Annotated in this window: 18 protein-coding genes and 1 tRNA gene; 8 read left to right on the top strand and 11 right to left on the bottom strand. The window is 54.9% G+C overall.

Going from position 1 to position 17,575, the window contains the following annotated elements; translation table 11 throughout:
* Nucleotides 1-65 precede the first annotated feature (65 nt).
* The 6 genes from rpmH (at nt 66) to mnmG (ending at nt 6,351) form a co-directional block, all read left to right on the top strand.
* Nucleotides 66-206, top strand: coding sequence for a 50S ribosomal protein L34 (rpmH, locus tag JUE30_RS06620; RefSeq protein WP_003568442.1), 141 nt, complete (start codon nt 66-68; stop codon nt 204-206).
* Nucleotides 207-647: 441 nt separating this feature from the next.
* On the top strand, nt 648-1,007 hold the full coding sequence (rnpA, locus tag JUE30_RS06615) for a ribonuclease P protein component (RefSeq protein ID WP_125756848.1): 360 nt from the start codon (nt 648-650) through the stop codon (nt 1,005-1,007).
* A 29-nt stretch (nt 1,008-1,036) separates the two neighbouring features.
* Complete coding sequence (gene yidC / locus JUE30_RS06610; RefSeq protein WP_239061372.1) at nt 1,037-1,864, top strand: membrane protein insertase YidC; 828 nt, start codon at nt 1,037-1,039, stop codon at nt 1,862-1,864.
* Between the two features lie 13 nt (nt 1,865-1,877).
* Nucleotides 1,878-2,615 (top strand): RNA-binding cell elongation regulator Jag/EloR, encoded by a 738-nt coding sequence (gene jag / locus JUE30_RS06605; protein WP_203624166.1) that lies wholly within the window; start codon nt 1,878-1,880, stop codon nt 2,613-2,615.
* Nucleotides 2,616-3,007: 392 nt separating this feature from the next.
* Nucleotides 3,008-4,396: a tRNA uridine-5-carboxymethylaminomethyl(34) synthesis GTPase MnmE gene (gene mnmE / locus JUE30_RS06600; protein WP_203624165.1), complete on the top strand. Its 1,389-nt coding sequence runs from the start codon at nt 3,008-3,010 to the stop codon at nt 4,394-4,396.
* A gap of 38 nt (nt 4,397-4,434) precedes the next feature.
* Nucleotides 4,435-6,351 carry a tRNA uridine-5-carboxymethylaminomethyl(34) synthesis enzyme MnmG gene (gene mnmG / locus JUE30_RS06595; protein ID WP_203624164.1) on the top strand — a complete coding sequence of 639 codons (1,917 nt, stop codon included), beginning with the start codon at nt 4,435-4,437 and terminating at the stop codon, nt 6,349-6,351.
* A 58-nt stretch (nt 6,352-6,409) separates the two neighbouring features.
* Here mnmG and JUE30_RS06590 read toward each other — a convergent pair whose 3' ends face one another.
* From JUE30_RS06590 to JUE30_RS06565, 6 genes are all read right to left on the bottom strand, one after another.
* Entirely contained in the window at nt 6,410-7,114 is a 705-nt protein-coding gene (locus JUE30_RS06590; protein WP_203624163.1) for a deoxynucleoside kinase, read from the bottom strand.
* 231 nt (nt 7,115-7,345) lie between these two features.
* Nucleotides 7,346-7,522 carry a hypothetical protein gene (locus tag JUE30_RS06585; RefSeq protein ID WP_203624162.1) on the bottom strand — a complete coding sequence of 59 codons (177 nt, stop codon included), beginning with the start codon at nt 7,520-7,522 and terminating at the stop codon, nt 7,346-7,348.
* Between the two features lie 16 nt (nt 7,523-7,538).
* On the bottom strand, nt 7,539-7,796 hold the full coding sequence (locus JUE30_RS06580; protein ID WP_125756836.1) for a hypothetical protein: 258 nt from the start codon (nt 7,794-7,796) through the stop codon (nt 7,539-7,541).
* A 606-nt stretch (nt 7,797-8,402) separates the two neighbouring features.
* On the bottom strand, nt 8,403-9,188 hold the full coding sequence (locus tag JUE30_RS06575; protein ID WP_203624161.1) for a Cof-type HAD-IIB family hydrolase: 786 nt from the start codon (nt 9,186-9,188) through the stop codon (nt 8,403-8,405).
* 90 nt (nt 9,189-9,278) lie between these two features.
* On the bottom strand, nt 9,279-9,986 hold the full coding sequence (gene nagB / locus JUE30_RS06570; protein ID WP_203624160.1) for a glucosamine-6-phosphate deaminase: 708 nt from the start codon (nt 9,984-9,986) through the stop codon (nt 9,279-9,281).
* A gap of 148 nt (nt 9,987-10,134) precedes the next feature.
* The gene (locus JUE30_RS06565) at nt 10,135-10,917 is read right to left on the bottom strand and encodes a tyrosine-protein phosphatase (RefSeq protein WP_203624159.1); all 783 of its coding nucleotides are present in this window, start codon (nt 10,915-10,917) and stop codon (nt 10,135-10,137) included.
* Between the two features lie 202 nt (nt 10,918-11,119).
* Between JUE30_RS06565 and JUE30_RS06560 the strand changes: the two genes are divergently transcribed.
* Both JUE30_RS06560 and JUE30_RS06555 read left to right on the top strand, forming a co-directional pair.
* The gene (locus tag JUE30_RS06560) at nt 11,120-12,061 is read left to right on the top strand and encodes a ribose-phosphate pyrophosphokinase (RefSeq protein ID WP_125756827.1); all 942 of its coding nucleotides are present in this window, start codon (nt 11,120-11,122) and stop codon (nt 12,059-12,061) included.
* A 166-nt stretch (nt 12,062-12,227) separates the two neighbouring features.
* Nucleotides 12,228-12,300, top strand: a tRNA-Lys gene (locus tag JUE30_RS06555).
* A 216-nt stretch (nt 12,301-12,516) separates the two neighbouring features.
* Here the strand turns inward: JUE30_RS06555 and JUE30_RS06550 are convergent.
* The 5 genes from JUE30_RS06550 to JUE30_RS06530 form a co-directional block, all read right to left on the bottom strand.
* Nucleotides 12,517-13,071, bottom strand: a complete 555-nt coding sequence (locus JUE30_RS06550; RefSeq protein ID WP_203624158.1) for a hypothetical protein — start codon at nt 13,069-13,071, stop codon at nt 12,517-12,519.
* 117 nt (nt 13,072-13,188) lie between these two features.
* On the bottom strand, nt 13,189-13,716 hold the full coding sequence (locus JUE30_RS06545; RefSeq protein ID WP_203624157.1) for a hypothetical protein: 528 nt from the start codon (nt 13,714-13,716) through the stop codon (nt 13,189-13,191).
* Between the two features lie 14 nt (nt 13,717-13,730).
* Nucleotides 13,731-13,994, bottom strand: coding sequence for a hypothetical protein (locus tag JUE30_RS06540; protein ID WP_203624156.1), 264 nt, complete (start codon nt 13,992-13,994; stop codon nt 13,731-13,733).
* Nucleotides 13,995-14,012: 18 nt separating this feature from the next.
* Nucleotides 14,013-14,408 carry a phBC6A51 family helix-turn-helix protein gene (locus tag JUE30_RS06535; protein ID WP_203624155.1) on the bottom strand — a complete coding sequence of 132 codons (396 nt, stop codon included), beginning with the start codon at nt 14,406-14,408 and terminating at the stop codon, nt 14,013-14,015.
* Nucleotides 14,409-14,442: 34 nt separating this feature from the next.
* Nucleotides 14,443-17,412, bottom strand: a complete 2,970-nt coding sequence (locus JUE30_RS06530; protein WP_203624154.1) for a phage tail tape measure protein — start codon at nt 17,410-17,412, stop codon at nt 14,443-14,445.
* Nucleotides 17,413-17,575 lie beyond the last annotated feature (163 nt).

Raw genomic sequence — 17,575 nt, 5'->3', positions numbered from 1 at the left:
CTGACAATCAGTTAATCGGCGTAGCAATACGCATAAAAAAGCAAACTATAACAGGAGGTGTTCCTATGACCACCAAACGGACTTTCCAACCGAAGAAGCGTCACCGCGAACGCGTACACGGCTTCATGAAGCGGATGAGCACAAAGAACGGCCGCAAAGTGTTAGCACGTCGCCGCGCTAAGGGACGTAAAGTATTATCTGCCTAACCAACCACTGACCGCTGTCGGTGGTTTTTTTTGTAAGGTGCTCCGGTTTCGCGGTTTTAGCGGGATGGGTAGCCTAGCCCAGGGCATTGCCGCTGGGCTTTGGCGGCGAGGCCCTGGGCGTAGCTAGCCACTCCCGCGTTGCGAAGCCGGAGCCCGATTATAACAAGGTGCTTCGGTTTCGCGTTCTTAGCGAGATGGGTAGCCGCTACGCATGTCAGACTGTACGCCGTGAACGGCTACAGTCTGATCATAGCTTAGGGCATTGCCGTCGCTCTTTGGCGGCGAGGCCCTAAGCGTAGCTAGCCACTCCTGCGTTGCGACTGCAAAGCCCGATTAGCTGCCGCGCGCCTTTTATAGTTAGATTCCGCCCCACCCCCAGAAAAACCCGTGCGTGGCGCGGCTTGGTCTTGTATACTAGTAAGCAGATTGTGAGGGAGCGCTTTGCGAAAGTCATACCGCATTAAAAAGGAATCAGAATTTCAAGACGTGTTTGAAAACGGCGCATCAGTCGCGAACCGCAATTTTGTGATCTACACGCTTAAGCGTGACCAGAAGCATTTTCGCGTCGGCATCAGCGTCGGCAAGAAAGTCGGCCACACCGCGGTGATGCGTAACCAGATCAAGCGTTACATCCGCCAGAGCCTGCTTGAGCTCAAGCCCGACATCGACCCACAGGCGGATTTTCTCGTGATCGCGCGGCGCAGCGCCAACCAGCTCGATATGGCCGGAACCAAGAAGAATCTGGTCCATGTCATGAAGCTGGCTGGCCTGCTCGCTGAGTCAGACGTTACAACAATCTAGAATACGGTTTTGTGTTGGAGGACTTATTCGTGAAAAAATCGACCAAACGGCTCCTACTGAGTCTTGGCATTATTACGTTGGTACTAGTTTTAAGCGCTTGCGGGACGTCGACCGTCACTAAAGCATCGACGAACCCGTGGGACCGCTACGTCATTTACAACGCGGCGCAGTTTGTTTTGTGGCTGGCGAAGATCTCCGGCGGCAACGTCGGGGTCGGCATCATCCTCTTCACCCTGATTATCCGGGTGCTGATCTTCCCGCTGAGTTACTACCAGATCAAGAGCATGAGCAAGACGCAGGCCATCGCGCCGCAGCTCAAGGAACTGCAGAAGAAATACAGCTCCAAGGACACTGAGACCCAGCAGAAGCTCCGCGAAGAAACGCAGAAGCTGCAAGCCGAAGCGGGCGTCAACCCGGTCATGGGCTGCCTGCCGCTGCTGGTTCAAATGCCGTTCCTGCTGGCCCTGTACCAGGCGATTTACCGCACCCCGGCCCTGAAAGTCGGCCAGTTCCTGTGGATGAACCTGGGCAAGCCTGATCCGTACTTCATCATGCCAATCCTGGCTGCGCTGTTCACCCTGGCCACATCTGTCGTTTCCACGCTGGCCCAGCCGACGCGGACTTCAACGAACTGGATCATGGCCGCGGTATCGCCGCTGATGATTTTGGTCGTGGCGTTCAGCTTCCCAAGTGCCCTGTCGATTTACTGGGTTGTCACCAACGCCTTTTCACTGGCTCAGACCTTCCTGCTTCAAAACCCCTTCAAGATGAAGAAGGAGCGGGAAGAAAAAGCCCGGGCCGAGAAAGAACACGAAAGAGCCGTTCGCAAGGCCTACAAGCGCGCACTGAAGAAGTAATCGGGAGGTAATCATGCCCACTTTCCAAGGAGCCACGATCCAAAAAGCGATCGACGCCGGTCTGAAAGCAATGAAGCAGGAGCGCGCCGCCGTGTCTGTTGAGGTCGTGCAAGAAGGCAAAAAGGGCGTCTTAGGCATCGGCAAAAAGCCGGCGATCGTGAACCTGCAGATCAACCCGGAGCCCAGCCCCACGCCTAAACCGGAACCAAAACCAAAAACGCACCACCGGCCACCACTACCAAAGCCTAAGCTGCCCGAGGTCCTGCGCCGCGATCAGCCGGTGCGCGACGACCAGACGGCCATTGCGCTGGTGCAGAGCTATTTGGAAGACATCACCACCCAGCTGCAGATTCCCACAACGATCGACAGCGAGCGCCGCGGTGACACCGTCTGGTATGCGATGACGACGCCGAAAGACGCGCTGCTCATCGGCAAGCACGGCAAGATCATCAACGCGATTCAGTACCTGGCCCAAACCGAGTTCAACCACTATGGTAAAAGTAAATGGACCATCATGCTCAACGTGGGCGACTACCGTGAACGCCGCGACGCCGCAGTGCGCCGGCTGGCCGAAAAATCCGCGCGCGAAGTAATCGCGCGCGGCACCGCGATTTACCTCGATCCGATGCCGTCGTTTGAACGCAAGGCGATTCACCAGACCTTGGCGGACAACGAATACGTTGACACCCATTCCGAGGGCCTTGACCCGCGGCGCTACGTCGTGATCACGCCCAAACGCCCAACGTTTTGACAGATCACCCGCAATTTTGTATGATACAGGCAATTCAATAAGCGATAAAGTAGTCAAAGTGCTTTGTCCATACTGATCCCCAGACCGGGGACCAGTGTGGCGACGCACTTTTTTTATGTGCAAGGTGCGCAGAGTTCGCGGTCTTAGTCCGACGATCAGCCTAGCTTGAAGGTTTGCCGCCGATTTTTGGCGGCGAGCCTTCAGGCGTAGCTGAGCGCTCGGGCGTTGCGAACTCGGAGCCCGATTAAGTCAAGGTGCGCAGGCTGGCGGTTTTAGCCCGACAGCTAGCCTAGCCTGACGCGTTGCCGCTGGGTTTTGGCGGCGAGGCGTTAGGCGTAGCTAGATGCTCGGGCGTTGCCAAGCCGGAGCCTGATTAGGAAAGGACGATTAACGTGGCACAAACAGTCACTGAATACGATACAATCGCGGCCATTTCAACACCGCCTGGCGAAGGGGCGATTTCCATCGTGCGCCTGTCAGGCGAGACGGCGGTTCAGACCGCCAACAAGCTCTTCAAGGGCAAGGACCTGACGAAGGTCGCGACCAACACCATTAATTACGGGCACATCATCGACCCGGATTCCGGTGAGGTGGTCGATGAAGTGATGGCTTCGGTGATGCGTGCGCCGCGCACTTATACCTGCGAGGACATCGTCGAGATCAACTGTCACGGCGGCATCGTCGGCACTAACCGTGTGCTGCAGCTGGTGCTGGGCGCCGGCGCCCGCATGGCCGAGCCAGGCGAGTTCACCAAGCGCGCCTTTTTGAACGGGCGAGTTGATCTGACCGAGGCTGAGTCCGTCATGGATCTGATCCGCGCCAAAACGGACCGGGCCATGCAGGTGGCGGTCGATCAGCTGGACGGTGACCTGCGCAAGCTGATCACCAACTTGCGCCAGGAGATTCTCGAGGTGCTCGCCCAAGTTGAGGTCAACATCGATTATCCGGAGTACGACACCGACGAGATGACCACCAAAATGCTTCGCGAAAAGGCGGAGTTGGTACTCGGCCGCGTCGATGAACTGCTGCAGACGGCCAACCAGGGCAAGGTGCTGCGCGACGGCCTGGCGACGGCCATCGTCGGCAGGCCCAATGTCGGTAAATCCTCGCTGCTGAACCACATGCTGCAGGAGGATAAAGCCATCGTCACCGACGTGCCAGGGACCACGCGCGACGTGTTGGAAGAGTACGTCAACGTGCGCGGCGTGCCGCTGGAGCTGGTCGACACCGCCGGCATTCGCAAGACTGAGGACAAGGTCGAAAAAATCGGCGTTGAACGCTCGCGCAAGGCGATCACCCAGGCCGACCTGGTGCTGCTGGTGCTGGACGCCAGCCAGCCGCTGACCGCTGAGGACCGCGAGCTGATCACCCTGACCAAGGATAAAAAGCGCATTGTCGTGCTCAACAAGCAGGACCTGCCGCAACAGCTCGACATGGCGGAGCTGGCCAACCTGGTGCCGGAAGCGCAACTCATCCGCACCAGCATGCTGGACGTGTCTGGGGTGGACGCACTGGACAAGCAGATCAAGAACCTGTTCTTCGGCGGCATTGAAAACAGCCAAAGCACCGTGATGGTCACCAACGCCCGGCAGAGCGGGTTGCTGCGCCAGGCCAAGGCCAGCCTCAAAAGTGTGCTGGCCGGGATCGATGCGGGGATGCCGATCGATCTGGTTCAGATCGACATGACCGCCGCCTGGGACAAGCTCGGTGAAATCACTGGGGATGCCGCTCCGGACGAGCTGATCACCCAGCTGTTTTCGCAATTCTGCCTTGGCAAGTAACCGAGGAACGCAATTTTCAATTAAAAAGGGGCACAACTATGACTGCAGATCCAAAAGTACGTGAATACGAGGCCGGCACCTACGACGTCGTGGTCGTCGGCGCCGGGCATGCCGGCTGCGAGGCCGCGTTAGCCGCCGCGCGGATGGGGCAAAAGACGCTGCTGATCACCATCAGCCTGGAAATGCTCGCCTTCATGCCGTGCAACCCCTCGGTCGGCGGGCCGGCCAAGGGTGTCGTGGTGCGCGAAATCGACGCGCTGGGCGGCGAAATGGGCCGCAACATCGACAAGACCTACGTCCAGATGCGGATGCTGAACACTGGCAAGGGTCCGGCCGTTCGGGCGCTGCGAGCGCAGGCAGACAAGGCTGCCTACCACCGCTCAATGAAGGACACGATTGAAAAAGAGGACAACCTCGACCTGCGTCAGGGACTGGTTGAGCGCCTGTTGGTCGAAGATGGCACCTGCGTGGGTGTCGTTGCGGCCACCGGTGCGCGTTACCGCGCTAAGAGCGTCGTGCTGACTGCCGGCACGTCTTCCCGCGGCAAGATCATCATCGGCGAGCTGATGTACTCGTCAGGGCCGAACAACTCGCTGCCTTCCATCAAGTTGTCGGAAGACCTGGAGCGCCAGGGCTTCAAGCTGCGCCGCTTCAAGACCGGCACGCCGCCGCGCGTGGATGGCAACTCGATCGACTTTTCTCAAACCGAGGAGCAGCCGGGCGACACCACGCCGCACGCTTTTTCCTACGAAACGCCGGATTCTGTGTATCTGAAGGACCAGATGTCTTGCTGGATGACTTACACCAACGAGACGACGCACACGATCATTCGCGCGAACCTCGACCGCGCGCCGATGTTCTCCGGCGTGATCAAGGGCGTCGGTCCGCGCTACTGCCCGTCCATCGAGGACAAGGTCGTGCGCTTTGCCGATAAGCCGCGCCACCAGCTGTTCCTGGAGCCCGAGGGCCGCGACACCGAGGAATATTACGTCGGTGACTTTTCGACGTCCATGCCCGAAGAGATCCAGCTGAAAATGCTGCATTCCGTCGCCGGCCTGCAGCACGCCGAACTGATGCGCCCCGGTTACGCCATCGAGTACGACGTGATCGAGCCGTGGCAGCTGACCGCAACCATGGAGACGAAAATCGTCAAGAATCTCTTCACCGCCGGCCAGATGAACGGCACCAGCGGCTACGAAGAGGCAGCCGGTCAGGGCATCATGGCGGGCATCAATGCCGCTTTGCGCGCCCAGGACAAGCCTGGCTTCACCCTGAAGCGCTCCGACGCCTATATCGGGGTGATGATCGACGACTTGGTCACCAAGGGCACCAATGAGCCGTATCGGCTGCTGACAAGCCGCGCCGAGTACCGCCTGATTCTGCGCCACGATAACGCAGATCTGCGCCTGACCGAAATGGGGCACCAACTGGGTCTCATCTCTGACGCTCGCTACGCCAAGTTCCAGGCTAAGAAGGCGGCGATCGAGGAGGAGATCAAGCGCCTCGAGACGACTCGCCTTAAGCCGAGCCAGGTCAACGACTGGCTAGCCAGCATCAATGCCGCGCCTTTGAAGGACGGTGTGCTGGCGAGCGACTTCCTGCGGCGGCCGGAAGTGTCCTATCAGGACTTGATGCAATTTATTCCCCGGGAAATGCCGCTGGATCACTACATTACTGAGGAAGTGGAAATCTCCCTGAAGTACGCCGGCTACATCGAAAAGGAAAACCAAAGCATCGCCAAGTTAGAGCGGATGGAAGCCAAGAAGATCCCGGAGCGGATCGACTACAGTGCCATCAACGGACTGGCCACCGAGGCGCGGCAGAAGCTAACCAAGATCCAGCCGCAGACGCTGGCTCAGGCCAGCCGCATCAGCGGGGTTAACCCCGCCGATGTGGCAATCCTGTCCGTTTATGTCGAGCAAGGCCGAATCGCGAAAGTGGCGCCTGGCGCCTAACGAAAAACCGGCACTGACCATTGCGGTCAGTGCCGGTTTGCGTTTCGGGCAGCGCACGTTAGGCACGCTTTTGCTGAATCTGCTTGTATTCGGCCGGTGGGAGCTTGCCCAGTTCGACCAGCTTGCTTTCAATTTGGTCCAGCACGGCGTTGCGATCGTCATGATCGTTGACAAAATCGTACTTGTCGCGGTCAATGGTCAGCAGCGTGGAGCGGGTGTAACCCTTGGACCAGTCGCGGTAGGCTTGGTTGACGCGGTGGTAGTAGTCAATCAGTTCCGGCTTTTGGCGAATGTCTTCCATTTCGCGGCCACGGCCCTGGATCTCGTCAATCTCATGCTCCGGGTCGATCTTCAGGTAGACAGCCAGGTCGGGCATGCCATTCCAGGGACTGCCGTTGACGTTGGCCTGCATTTCCTGGGACAAAGTGACGTAGACGTTGAAGTCGATGTCATCGATCTCGCCGTGTTTGTGCAGCTGGCTGGCCATGACGAAATCGGATTCCAGTGAGGAGTCCATCACGGCGTTTTCTTGCAGGATGGCTTTCTTGAGCTGCTGATAACGGAACGTCAGAAAGGCAATCTGCAAAATGGTGCCAGTGGTTTTGCGACTATCTTCGCCGGCGGAGTAGAACTTCTGCAACATGTTGGCGATCATGCCGTTGCCTTCGACGTCCTCATAAAAGGCCGAGGAATTGAGATCCTGTGACAGGATTTTTGTGAGGGAGGTTTTACCCGCACCGATACTTCCGAGGATATAGATCATGCGTCTGCTTCTTTCTGTGACCAGTAGTGTCAAAACAATAACGTTTTACATTATACGCGAAATCAGCCGGCTTAACAGCTCAAAATGGGCCAGATGTGGGTGGCCGTTTGCAAAGCACCCACAAGATAGGCGTCAGGCCTGGTGATTGGCCAAAAAGAAAACCCAGCACCGCGGCGATCCGCATCACCCGGCACTGGGTCTAGTCATTTTTAAGCAAGCAAGAGACGGCCTCTAACGTACCGTCAGCAGGCTAATGATGACGCCGGTAACAATGACTGCAACGATGCCTTTCGGGCCAGTCGCACGCCAGGAGAGCTGTTTCGTCCGCCATTCTGCGAAGATCAGGCAGAGCGTTGCCACTAGCGCCACGATCCCCATGATTAGTAATTTGGTTACCAATGCATCCATAAGCCGCCTCCGCAAGTTAAACTTCTAAATCAAAGTAGGGATTGATCTGCTTTTGCAGGTCGTGGATCTGGACCAAATTAACCGACGGCATCAGTCGGTAGATGAAACCGGCAAACGTGTCACGGTGAAATTTGTAGTCCATCCGGCCCATCCGGTGCGACCGGCCGTTCTTTTTCTCCCACACCTCGAGATTGTATTCGGCGTCTGGGATGATTGCGATGTACCTGTGATCGTCAAGCGCGACGATCGGTTTAACAACAGATTGATCCAACATTGCCATTTCCTCCAAATTCCAGATCGAGCCGATGGCCTGCCTTCCGGAATGTGCAAACAGGTAATCGCTGTGACATTAATTATAGCAGAGTAAGGGCCGCCGGCCAGGTAAAATTAGTTCGTGAAATTTCGTGAACCAACTTTCACAAGCGTCCAATTTGGCGTGGCCGTAAGGGGCAGGCTGTCAAGTCCCAAAATCGGCGAACCAGCATTGAAACAAGGATGAAAGCATATCATGGTACGCTCTGACCAGCCACGAAAAAAATATTTTTACTTGGCCACTCACAGACGTAAATTTCACAAAGTCGGTGCTACTTCTCTCACTGACACCAAGTATACGAACACACGTTTGCAAAGTCAACGCTGAATACACGGCAGTCGAAAATAAGTTTCCTAATGGCGGGCAAAGAGCGACTTTCTAGTTGAATCGTCTCGGATTTAGGCCAACGGAGTGAGGGTATCGTCTGGGCGGTGTGGATCCGGTGTTTTCTCCAAAGCGGTCAGCACCGATTCTGCTGACCGTGTTATTTTACTGTCGTCAAGTGAGGCAAGAAAAAGTCCGCGCCAGTGACGCGGACCGCTAAGTTCAATTATTTCCCGGGTGATGTTAGATCAGGTTGAAGTGGGTCAAGGCGTCGACGATTCCGCCTTTTTGATAGTCGGTCGTTTGGTAGTCGGCAATGGCCGCCACTTGTGGCAGCGCGTTGCCCATTGCGACACCTACAGTGGCGCGCTTAAGCATCGGGATGTCGTTGTTGCCGTCGCCAAACGCGTAAGTGGGGATGCGGGCAAATTCGGGCCGGTCGGTCAGAATATCGATACCAGTGGCCTTATTAATGCCGGCGTTCACTACGTCCAGCGCAAAGGGGCCATTGCGGAAAAAGGCCAGTTCTGGAAAGGCGGCCACGTACTGGGCACCCACTGCCCGTCCTGCGTCTGTGTTCGGGGTGAACAGCAACATCATCACCGTCGGCTCGCGCCGGTAGAAGTCATGATCGACCTGCGGCTTGGCTTGATGTACGAGCTTGTAATTGCCTTCGATGTTATCGTCATGGTGTGTGGCCGCGACGTGCAAGTCGTTATAAAAGCTGATTGCCACGTTGTCTTTGTCTGCTTGGGCGACAAACCGGGCGAGCTGCGGGGCGCCGATCGGGCTTTGGAACAGGTGCTGACCCTTATAAAAGACATCCGCGCCGTTGCCGCAGATCAGGGTGTCAACGCCGGTTTGCGCGACCAGATCGGCGAGTTCCCAGCGGTTGCGGCCGGTGCAAATCACCGGCAGGACATCGTTGGCTTGCATGCGTTTGATTGCGTCCAGGTTTTCCTTAGGGACCTGCTTTTCTTTGTTCAGCAACGTGCCATCGAGATCAAAAAAACAAACTGCTTTGGTCATGTGATCCTCCAACAAGCTTAATAGGGCTATTCTACCATAGCTGCATACAAAAACGGCCGCGAGCTCGTGCTCGCGGCCGTCAAACGGGAATTACTTGCTGAGCTTGGAAGCGGCCGCTTCATCAATGATGATGATGGCGTCCTTGTGGTTCTGCAGCACGGAAGCCGGCACGTGGTCGGTGACCGGGCCTTCGATCGTGGCCTTGATGGCGTCGGCCTTGTTTTCGCCGTAAGCCATCAGGATGATCTGCTTGCCCTTCATGATCGAGCCGATGCCCATGGAGATGGCGTACCGCGGCACGTCCTTTTCATCATCGAAGAAACGCTTGTTGGCTTCGATCGTGGATTCGGTCAGCTGCACCTTGTGCGTGGTGGAGTCAAAGCTTGAGCCCGGCTCGTTGAAGCCGATGTGACCGTTGCGGCCGATACCCAGGATCTGAATGTCGATCGGGTTGTCCGCGATGATTTGGTCGTAGTCCTTGGCTGCCTGCTCGATGTCTGCCGCGTTACCATTTGGCACATAGGAGTGCTTGAACCGCTTCTTATTGAACAGGTTGTCCTTCATGAACTGGTGGTAGCTTTGCGGGTTGTCTTCCGGCAGGCCCACATACTCGTCGAGGTTGACAGAGGTCATGTTCGAAAAGTCGAGGTCGCTGGCGATCATTTCTTGGTACAGCGGGATCGGCGTGGAGCCGGTCGCCAGCCCCAGCACCTTGGCACCGTTGTCGATGCCTTGCTTAATCAGCTCGAAGGCCTTTTTGCCGCCCTCGTTTTTATCTTTAACAGTAATAACTTTCATGTCTGTTCCTCCTTGTTTTGGTCTAGTCCATTATCGAACGTACAGGAGAAAATGTCAACCGGTCTATACAGATTTTCCACCAAAAAAAGCGGCGCCGGCGTAGATGCCTTAGAACCGCTTTCATTATACGAAGATAGGGGTGTTTTGCCTACTGATGCGAATCGGTCAGATACAGCCGGCGCAAATCTTTGAGGTCTGTCGCCGAAAAGCCCAGCTGCTGCATGACGTAATGCGGCCAGTCGCCGTAGTCGTTGTCGATCAGATCTTTCACGGCCACATAGCAGGAAGTTTCGGCGGCATTTTGATTCATCCGGTCGACCAGGGCACTCGCGCCGGTTTTCAGCGCTGCCTGGACCTCTTCCGTCGGTGCGAAGAACACGGCGTTAGTCAGCAGGTAGTCCTCGCGGATGGTGGCCTCAGGCACACCCAGTGCGCCTTCGATCATCATCGCGCCGATGCCCGTGCGGTCCTTGCCCGCCGCACAGTGAAACAGGACTGAGCGGCCGGGCTCCGGATTGCCCAGCAGCAGGCTGAACAGTTCGCGGTATACGTTGTTGGCGTGCGGATCCGTGAGCATTTTCAGGTAAACTTCTGCCATCGGATCCATGCGGTGATCAAAATGCGCGCGCAGGTGCCGACCGATTTTTTGGACCAGACCATTGTTGTCGAGGGGATAAACGGACAGGTGCTTGTATGTGACCCCCGGTGCCAGCACGTCCGGGCTCATGGCGACCTCGCTGTCCGAACGCAGGTCGACGACGACATTGAGCCCGTAGTTGCGCAGCCAGACGGCATTTTCCGGTGTCAGCTCCGACAGACTGCCGGAGCGCAGCAGTTTGTGCGGGGCAATGACCTTGCCGTCCGCTGCCGGGTAATCGCCGAGCTCGCGCAAGTTGACACTATTTTTCAAAGAGAGCAAACGCTCGACCATGATACCGCCTCCGTTCAACACGTTGCCTTCATTATAGACCAGTGAGGCCGGCGCCGGGCGAAAAGGCCGGGTAAACGCCGGGGTTGAGGCGTTTTCATCATTACTCGAGTGATTTTCTGAAACCCCGTGGCCTAAGAATAGCCAGAACCGCGGATTTCGCGTATAATCGAAGGCGACAAGCACGCAAATAAAGGAGCGAATCATGGCAGGAATCAAACTGTTCACGCTCAACGGCAATGTGCCGCTGGCGCAAAAAATCTCTCAAGAACTCGGGGTGCCGCTGGCGCCTGCGTCTGTGAAGCACTTTGCCGACGGCGAAATCGCGATCGACCTTGACGATTCTGTCCGTGGGGCGGATGTCTACGTGATCCAGCCGATTTCCGATCCGGTCAACGAGAACCTGATGGAACTGCTCATCATGGTTGATGCACTGCGCCGGGCTTCGGCACACGCGATTAACGTTGTCGTGCCATACTACGGCTATGCGCGCGCGGATCGCAAGGCGCGGTCGCGCGAGCCGATCACGGCTAAGCTGGTGGCAAACCTCTTGACAATGGACGGCATTGACCGCTTCGTTGCCATCGACCTGCACGCCGATCAGCTGCAGGGATTCTTCGACCTGCCAGTTGACCACCTGCGCGCCATGACGCTTTTTGCTAAGTACTTCAAGGGTTTGAACCTTGGTGCGGAAAACGTTGTCGTGGTCGCGCCTGACCACAGCGGCACGAAGCACGCCCGCGCGCTGGCCGAGCTGCTCAACACGCCGATCGCCATCGTCGACAAGCGGACGGATAACGGCGAAGTCGGGGTCATCGGCCATGTGCGCGGCCAGCACACCATCATCATCGATGACATGATCGACACCGGCGAGCGCGTGATCGACGCGACTGAGGCACTGCGTAAAGCAGGGGCCCTCGATGTTTACGCGGCCGCAACGCACGCGGTGCTCTCGCGCGGCGCAGCCACCAAGCTCAGCAAGCTGGATCTCAAGCAGATCGTGTTGACCGACACCATTAATTTGCCGGCCGAAAAGCACCTGCCGAACATGAAGATCCTGTCTGTGGGTCCGATGCTGGCCGAGGCTATCAAGCTGATCTCGACGAACCAGTCGATCCACCCGCTCTTCGAAGTTCATAACGACTAAATGAATGCGAAACGTCAGGCAAAGATGTCTGGCGTTTTTATGTGGGCGCGGGCATTTATCGCTGGCTTTCGCGCATTATTTGGACTTTTTTGGCAAAAGGTGTTGCGCCAGTAAGGCTTGCATGATAATATATTTAAGTCGTCAAGTGATGACGACAGCGATTCATGGGTGGTTAGCTCAGCTGGCAGAGCAACGGACTCTTAATCCGTGGGTCCAGGGTTCGATCCCCTGACCACCCAGAAGCGAACATTTACCGCGATTGATGAGGGCGTTTAAAGCCTGATAAATCGCGGTTTTCTTTTACTTTTAGCAAGTCAGAATATCTGTCTGGTCATACGAATATGACCAAATATATGACCAGATATGACCAAACGTATGACCACTAACTATTTAACAGTTTGCGGGCAGATAAACAGCGCCACCCTCAGTGGGTGACGCCTCTTTTTTTATAATCTTCATAACAAATTCTTATACGCTTGGATCATATCTAGGCCGTTTAGTTTGTTCGCTTTTTCAACCGTGCAAACAAATCGATCCCGCAGCCGATAATACGTAGCCCAGTGCATTCTCTTTGGTTTTGTTGGAAACATGGCCCAGATAACGCCAAAGGTTGAAATGTAGTCTTTGAACCTAAAGCTGGGATCAATACGCCGCGCCAACTTTTCAGCTTGATTATATACTCGCGTCCAATCGGTCTTAGTGGCTTGTTGCGACTTGTAAACTAGCCCTAAGCATTGCCGGCAGTGATAGCTGCCAGAAATGAGATAAAGCAATAGACAACGCCGATTGCAGTCAGGGCAACGAAAGAAATAATTCTGTCCCCCGAAACCAGAACGGGTTGTGGCTAGCCGTAGCTGCTCATGGTGCAGCGTGATTGTCTTAGCGTTCAGATCAGCAAACCCATCAGGGGAGTTAGGCAGCGTGAATCGAAACATCATTCGCTTATTCCTTTCGTGCATGATCTGCCTTAAATCAACTGAATAGTAACGTTCAATCGTTCGATTATTCACGGCTAACAATCTCCTCATAAAGTCGCCACAAGTTGAAACGCCTAAATACGGTGGGAACCGTATCCATGAAAAGTGCGAAAAAGAACACCCTTTGTGGGTGCCCTTCCAGTTACTGGACTATTTCAGCAAGTCGATAACGTCTTGTTTCAGTGCATCATCGTTCTTGAATGCAAGTCTAGGTTTGTCAATCATGTTGATCATGCTAATCTCATCTGCGTGCTGATCCACCTTTGCGGCCAGTAGACGAATATCATTTGCCTCATGCTGATACCGCTCGCGCATTAGCTTATAGGCTTGTTTTACAAGTTCGCTAGCTGGTGCGGTGTAATGATCATGTGCGTACTGGCGTTCTTTGACGCTACGCTGATTATTCGCGTTATAGAACAGGCTTGTGACCTCATCAACATCGTTCTGCTTCATGGTCTCATATTCCTGCTTAGCGGCAGCCAGGGCGTTCTTAGTGTTGGTGATATCACCAGTGAGCTTAGCCCGTTGCAGATATGCATCTGCGCTTGTTGATGACTTAGCCTGATTCAACTGATCATTTAGCTTGTCCAGCCAATCGGATAGGTCTTTGATGACGCCTTGAATCTGGCTGTAATGCTGATCAAACCAGTCATCAATCTCTTTATATTCAATAGCCATGTGATGCTTCCCCCTTATTTGAACAGGTCAATGTTCTTAGCGATTTCCTGCTGCCGGCGCATTGGATCCTTGATCTGCAAGATATGGCGCTTTACAGCGGCCTCATTTTGCCCAGTCTGCGCACTGGCGATAGCAGCCCGGTGTTGTGCCTCTGGATCAGTCTCAGGATCATACTGATCAGATTTAGCCAGCATCTGCATTACCGGATCATCATCATCGTGGCCTAAAGCTTTGATGTTCTCAGATAGATCTTTGTATTTCTTTTCGTAATCAACCATTTTCGTTGCTCTCCTCTGTTATTCTAGTGTTTCCGCTTCCCGTACCAGGTCAGCCCAGTCCATAGCTGCTAGCTCTGGTGGTGTTGTGTTCGTTGTGGCTTGTTGGCCTAGTCCTGAATGATCAAGTACATAGGCCGCAGCTTTGAACTGCATCATCTCAGATTTAGAGTGCATCAACTTAGTTAGAGTGCGCACTGACTGGTACGAACTCTGCGCTAGCATATAAGCCGCAAACTCGCCTTGTGCCGTATCAAAATCATCACGTTTAGACCACTTGTATAGGGTAGTGCGTGAGACGTTTACAGTTTTGGCGATATCCTTCAGGCTCATGGTGCCCTCAAATATGAGGGTGATGGCTTTCTGTTGCTTTACGGGAAGGCGGGTAAAGTATTTCAAATGTTCACTTTGGTTCACGTTTTAGCCCCCTTTCTGTCTGGTTTCAGCACGCCTAGGCGCGCCGCTTGCGATCAACCAGGAAGGCTAATTGAGTGGATAGCTTTTCTACATCCGCCTCGCTGTTCATCTGAGGCGATAGGTTCAGAACCACATCACCGTAGTTGTAGGTGATTGCATCACGGCTATCGGTGAAGTTGCGTGTTTGGTTCACTGCTGATTCACGTGCAGCCTTCATGCTTACATCGTGTGGAATCACTTGCGAACCATTCGGCAAGATAACCATCTCGCCACGGCCACCCTCATTGATGCGGGCAGCACCACCCTGGAAGTTATCGGTACCGCGCGCCAGGTAGGGGATCTTACCGATCGAAACGCCAGGAATCTTATTGATCAGACCGATAGCACCATTGATGCCGCCGATCACGTCATTGACCAGGCCCTTGACTGAGCTGACCAGTTTGCCAACCGCTTTACTGATCCCGCTGAAGATGCCACCAACGAAACCAGTGAGGCCACCCCAGGCGGCTTTGATTCCGTTAAAGACTGCGGTGATTGCACTACCAATGCCAGTAAAGATGCGGCTAACAGTTGAACTCAGTGAGTTGAAGACTTTGACGATTGACCCGCTTACCGTGGTTACGACTTTGACAATGCCGCCGATAACTTGACCAGCACCATTGATAAAGCCAGCGATAACCGTGGCAGCCGTATTAAATGCGCCAGTGATCAATGTGACCGCTGTAGAGAACACCCCGCCTATAAACGCTGCAATCGGTGAGATCACGCTCATGATGCTGCTGATCACACCAGCGATAAACGCAATGACCGGCGTTACTGTCGCGATGACACCAGCAATCAGATTGACGACACCGCTCAGGATGGTGCCAAGTAGCGCAATGATTGGCTGAATTGCGCTGATAATCGGGACTGCGATTGAGACCACGACTGAGGCGATTGATAGCACGATAGGGATCAGGGTTTGGATCAAATTCATGATCGTGGTTAGAATCGTGGTTATGACTGGCAGCACTGCACTGACCAGGTTCATTAGGGCTTGAATCACATTCTTGATTACCCCGAAGATCGTGGTGATAACAGGGGACAGCCCACTAACTAATTGAGTGATCAACGGCGCGACTTGTGAGACCACAGTAGCAATGATGAGGCCTAGCTGTGTGAACAACGGCGCTACCTGGCCTAGAAGGCCGGCGATCTGCGGCAAGATTGGCAGCAATGCGCCGAATGCTTGCGTAGCCACCTGAAGCACAATCTGGCCGATAGAAGCCAACGCGGCTAGCAGCGGCGGGATAACACCGCCGACAATCTCGCCCAGGGCTTGGCCTAGTGAGCTGAATACCGGCATGAGTTGTGCCCCTACACTAGTCGCCACGGCGGCAATCTGTGGGCCGAATTGCTTCAGCAGGCCGATCACCAGACCCATTGGCCCAGATAATAGGCCCATAGCGGGGATGATCTGGCTTAGTGATCCACCAATGCCGGTGCTAAGACCCTTAAAGCCTTCCAGGAAGCCGCTAACGAACGATTTCACGATTTCCCAGGCAGCGCTAAAGATTCCTTTCAGCCCAGCAAATGCGTTGCTAACGCCCGTGACCATGCCCGAAACCACGCTCTGGATCGTTGGCAGCGCGGCGGTGAAAGCGGCCTGTAATGAACTTATGAGACCTTTTGCGATATCTAGGGCCGATCCCAGCACGCTCTTGACTGATGACGCGAACTTACTGTTAGTTGCCATCATATAGGCGAAACCGGCAGCCAGGGCAGCCAAGGCCGTGACCACTAGCCCCGCTGGTGTTACCAGCCAGGCTAAAGCCGTACCCATTGTACCTAGGCCAGACGTTAGCGGGCCAACCACCAGCAGCACTGGCCCGATAGCAGCAGCAATGGCCGCGATCGTTGCGATCGTGCCCTTAGTACTATCGCTCATGTTGTTGAAGCCATCAACCAGGCCAGTGATCTTTTGCGTTAGGGCTGTAATAGCCGGCGTGTTCTGGCTCATGATCGACTTAGTGAGTGCATCGAATGAACCGCCTAACGTTTCGATATTTGCGCTAAGCGATTTCTGCATCTCAGCAGCCGTTTTTTCGGCGGTGCCGCGTTCGCTGATCGCTTTGGTGTTAGCCGCGATCTTGCCAGCCCCGCTATCCATCAGCATCAGGAACTTAGAACCCGCCTCAGTGCCCATGATCGTGCTCAGGGCGGCTGTTTTCTGTGCTGGCGTGTAATTGATCATCGCTTTGTTAAGCTCGCCTACGATGGTTGTGAGGCTCTTAAATTTGCCGTTCTGATCCACTGCGCTAAAGCCCAGTTTATCCATGACTTCCTGCGCCTGTTTGGTTGGTTTAACCATACGGGTGAAGGCCATCGTTAGGGTGGTACCAACTTGACTAGCTTCCAGCCCTTTATCCATCATGAGGCCAGACGCGGCAGAAAGTTCTTCCATGCTGATCCCTAACGTGTGAGCAGTAGGGGCCGCATATTTGAACACCTCGCCCATATCAGCGATACCGGCCTTGCTTGCGTTTGCTGAGTTAGTCAGCACATCGGCAACCCGCCCGGCATCCTTGGCCTGAAGACCAAAACCGGCCAGGGCAGCAGATACCGTATTGCTTGTGGTAGCTACGTCCTCGCCAGATGCTGAAGCAGCCGATAAAATACCCGGCATCATATCCATGATGTTATTCGCGCTCTGCCCTGATTTAGCTAATTCAAGCATAGAATCAGAGACTTCCTGAGCATTCACGGGGAACTTTGCCGCCAGCTTCAAGGCATCATCTTGCAGCCCGCTAAAAGTCTGCCTAAATGCTGCCGTTTCTTTTTGACCGCCTAACAGGGTGACGCGCACCTTGTTCATGCTGTCTTCAAATTGTGCGGTGGACTTCACAGCCCCTAGGAAGGGGACAGTGATGCCCGCCGTCATACCCGCACCGATACCGGTGAGTTTGCCGCCCAGGGCTTTGAGCTTATCAGACGCGCCGCCGATAGTCTTACTGAGGCCATCCATGGTACTGCGCGCACTGGCAAAGCCCTTGCCCTGGATTATTCACCTCGGTATTTGGGACATGAAATCGCATCTGGCCGGTCTGAAAGCAACGTTTGGAGCGTTGCGAATACTGACTGAGCGGAGAAGTTGGTGATCGATGCACCACGAACAGACCGACCCAGTT

This window comes from Lacticaseibacillus sp. 866-1 (assembly GCF_016861825.1).
Classification (GTDB): Bacteria; Bacillota; Bacilli; order Lactobacillales; family Lactobacillaceae; genus Lacticaseibacillus.
The sequence above is the reverse complement of the archived record's forward strand: the minus strand, read 5'-3'. Positions and strand labels throughout refer to the sequence as shown.